Source organism: Terriglobia bacterium (genome assembly GCA_036496425.1).
GTDB lineage: Bacteria > Acidobacteriota > Terriglobia > 20CM-2-55-15 > 20CM-2-55-15 > 20CM-2-55-15.
The window spans coordinates 1-3,086 of the sequence record DASXLG010000042.1 but is presented as its reverse complement, the minus strand read 5'-3'; the positions used below and the strand labels follow the sequence as shown (position 1 = coordinate 3,086).

Here is a 3,086-nt window from a genome sequence, read left to right as displayed (position 1 = left end):
ATCATGGAGCACATCGAAGAGGCCGGGATCCATTCCGGCGACAGTTCGTGTGTGCTGCCGACATATCAGCTGAGTGAAGAGCTTCGCGAGACCATCCGCAAATACACCATCCATCTGGGACATGCCCTGAACGTCGTGGGTCTCATGAACATTCAGTTTGCGATCCGTGCCGGCAAGGTTTACGTCCTCGAGGTCAATCCGCGCGCTTCGCGAACCGTACCGTTCGTCAGCAAAGCCACGGGCGTCCCGCTCGCAAAGATCGCGGCGAAGGTGATGGTCGGCCGCAAGCTGAGCGAGTTCGGTCTACCCGCCGAACTGAAGGTCGACCAGTTCTTCGTCAAGTCTCCGGTCTTTCCGTTTGCGCGGTTTCAGGGGGTGGACACCATTCTCGGCCCTGAAATGAAATCGACCGGCGAAGTCATGGGTGTCGACGACAGCTTTGGCAAGGCCTATGTCAAAGCACAGATCAGCGCGGGCTCCATTCTTCCCAAGGAGGGTGTGGCGTTCATCAGTGTCAATCAGCACGACAAGAATCTGATTTCGAAGATTGCCGCGGACCTGGTCGAAGTCGGCTTCAAAATCATCGCAACGCGCGGTACGGCGCGTGTGCTCCGCAATGCCGGGATCGACGTCGAGACCGTTTACAAGGTGAACGAAGGCCGCCCGCATATCGTGGACTACATCAAGAGCGGCAAGGTCGATCTCATCATCAATACGCCTCTCGGCCGCGAATCCTTCTTTGACGAGAAGGCGATCCGCCGCGCCGCCATCAACCATCGCGTACCCAGCATCACGACAATCGCGGGCGCCGCCGCGGCCGTCAACGGCATCCGCGCCATCCGCCGGGAAAAGCTGGAAGTGCGTTCCCTCCAGGAATACCACGCAAAGAAGTAGAGTTGTGATCCGCGGCTGTGATTGCCTTGCTTCGGATCGTTACGCTGTTATACTTCCCCAACCGAAGTAATCGGTTGGTTGGCGCAAATGGCTGGAGGCCCTGATGTCAGGAAGACGGATAGGCTGCACATATCCCCTTTTCTCACGTTCTTGTCCTGCCCTCCCTGCTTTCATCTAAAGTTTTTGATATTTGCGCCGATAAGAGTGGAAGCGGTGGACACCGCACTTTTGCAAAAATTCTGGAGACACAATGATGATCCGCAAAAATTGGCGGCTATGGCTGGTTCTGGCCCTGGCTCTTGTAATGTGCATTCCTGGCCTGCTGAGCGCGCAGGGTAAAGAAATAGTGCTGCCTTTCCTCGACGTCGAGGGATTAGGCCAGAAGATTGTGGTTGGGCTGACGCCGGCCCAGGTCACACATGCGTATGGTTTCGATCAGATTTCCAATCAAGGCAATGGTCAGACCATTGCCATCGTCAACGCCTATGACCCGCCGAATGTCGAAGCGGATCTCGCAACATTCGATAAGCAGTTCGGACTGCCGGCCTGCACTATCGCGTCGGGATGTCTGACTAAAGTATTCTCCTGCAGCGGCGTGCAGTGCAATCATCTGAACCCCAATCCTGACCCGAACGACCTGGCCTACGAATTTTATGGTCTGGAAATTGCCCTGGATGTCCAGTGGGCGCACGCGATCGCGCCGCAGGCAAAGATTCTACTCGTTGAAGCGAACCCGACCGGAAACGGTGGACCCACTCTGGACGACCTGCTCGGCGGAGTTAAGGTCGCACTTACACATAACGTCAACGTTGTTTCAATGAGCTGGGGAGGCGGGGAATTCAGCACGGAGGCCGCGGACGAGGATGGTCACTTCACGGCATCTCATGTGACTTTCTTTGCGGCGTCGGGCGATTCGGGCCATGGGGTCATCTATCCCGCTGCGTCGCCTTATGTCATGTCCGTCGGGGGGACCCGGTTGAATGTCGACAAGAAGGGTAACTATCAGAGTGAAAAAGCCTGGCACGGAGGCGGTGGTGGGCTGAGCCAGGATGAGCCGGAGCCTGCCTATCAGATTGCGTATCCGATTCCGACGGACGCGAAAAGGAAACGAGGGACGCCTGACGTCGCGTACAACGGCGCGCCGGGTACGGGAGTTGCGGTGTTCGACAGCTTGATTTACCTGGGTTCCACAGGCTGGCAGCAGGTGGGCGGTACGAGCGCCGGACCGCCGCAGTGGAGCGCGCTTTTCGCTATCGTAAACTCGCTGCGCGCGAAGGACAACAATCCGCCCCTGACCGGAGCGCATGGAGTTCTCTACGATGCCGCCCAGGATTCGCACGGGTGGGAAACGTTCAACGACATCACCAACGGCCAGGACGGCAACTGCAAGCGCTGCGTCGCCAAGCCCGGCTACGATTTCGTTACCGGGTTGGGTTCGCCGCAGGCGGATCTCCTGATTCCCGCGCTGCGGAATCTGATCGACAGATAATCGGCTGTAGGGGCGGTCTATGACCGCCCGTGTTACACTGACCTCGCAATGGCGGGGCCTGATCCGATACCTCTGCTCGATCTCAAAGCGCAGTACGCTCCGATTCGAAACGAGGTGCGTACTGCGCTGGATCGCGTCGTCGACTCTCAGCGATTCATACTTGGCCCCGAAGTGGCGGCGCTCGAAAGCGAGATCGCCTCGTACTCGGGCTGCGACCACGGCGTCGGCGTTTCGTCGGGTACGGATGCTCTGCTTGCGGCCCTCATGGCCATCGATATCCGGCCGGGCGACGAAGTCATCACCAGTCCGTACAGTTTCTCTGCAACCGCAACCACGATCGCCCGCCTCGGAGCGAAGCCCGTATTTGCCGACATCGATTCCGCCACATATAACATCGATTCGGCAGCCGTTGAATCGAAGGTTTCGCAACGCACGCGCGCGATCATTCCGGTGCATTTGTTCGGGCAGATGGCGGATATGCCGCCGATCATGGAGGTCGCGGGCCGTCACAGCCTCGCCGTCATCGAAGACGCCGCGCAAGCCATCGGCGCCAGACGGCACGGGCAAAAAGCCGGCTCCATTGGCGACATGGCCTGCTTCAGCTTTTTCCCTTCGAAGAATCTTGGCGGGTTCGGCGACGGCGGAATGGTCACGACAAGCCGCCCGGGTCTTGCCGAAAAGCTGCGTCTTCTGCGCAATCACG

The 3,086-nt window shown here is 58.6% G+C and carries 3 protein-coding genes; all 3 read left to right on the top strand.

What is annotated here, in order from left to right:
* On the top strand, positions 1-894 hold an 894-nt coding region (gene carB, locus VGK48_03235), incomplete at its 5' end, for a carbamoyl phosphate synthase large subunit (protein ID HEY2380175.1).
* A 250-nt stretch (positions 895-1,144) separates the two neighbouring features.
* The gene (locus VGK48_03230; protein HEY2380174.1) at positions 1,145-2,383 is read left to right on the top strand and encodes a S53 family peptidase; all 1,239 of its coding nucleotides are present in this window, start codon (positions 1,145-1,147) and stop codon (positions 2,381-2,383) included.
* A gap of 48 nt (positions 2,384-2,431) precedes the next feature.
* A partial coding sequence (locus VGK48_03225; GenBank protein HEY2380173.1) for a DegT/DnrJ/EryC1/StrS family aminotransferase occupies positions 2,432-3,086 on the top strand: 655 nt, incomplete at its 3' end.

Coding starts and splice junctions, on each gene's coding strand:
- VGK48_03230 (HEY2380174.1), top strand. CDS start 1,145: ATGATGATCCGCAAAAATTGGCGGCTATGGCTGGTTCTGGCCCTGGCT.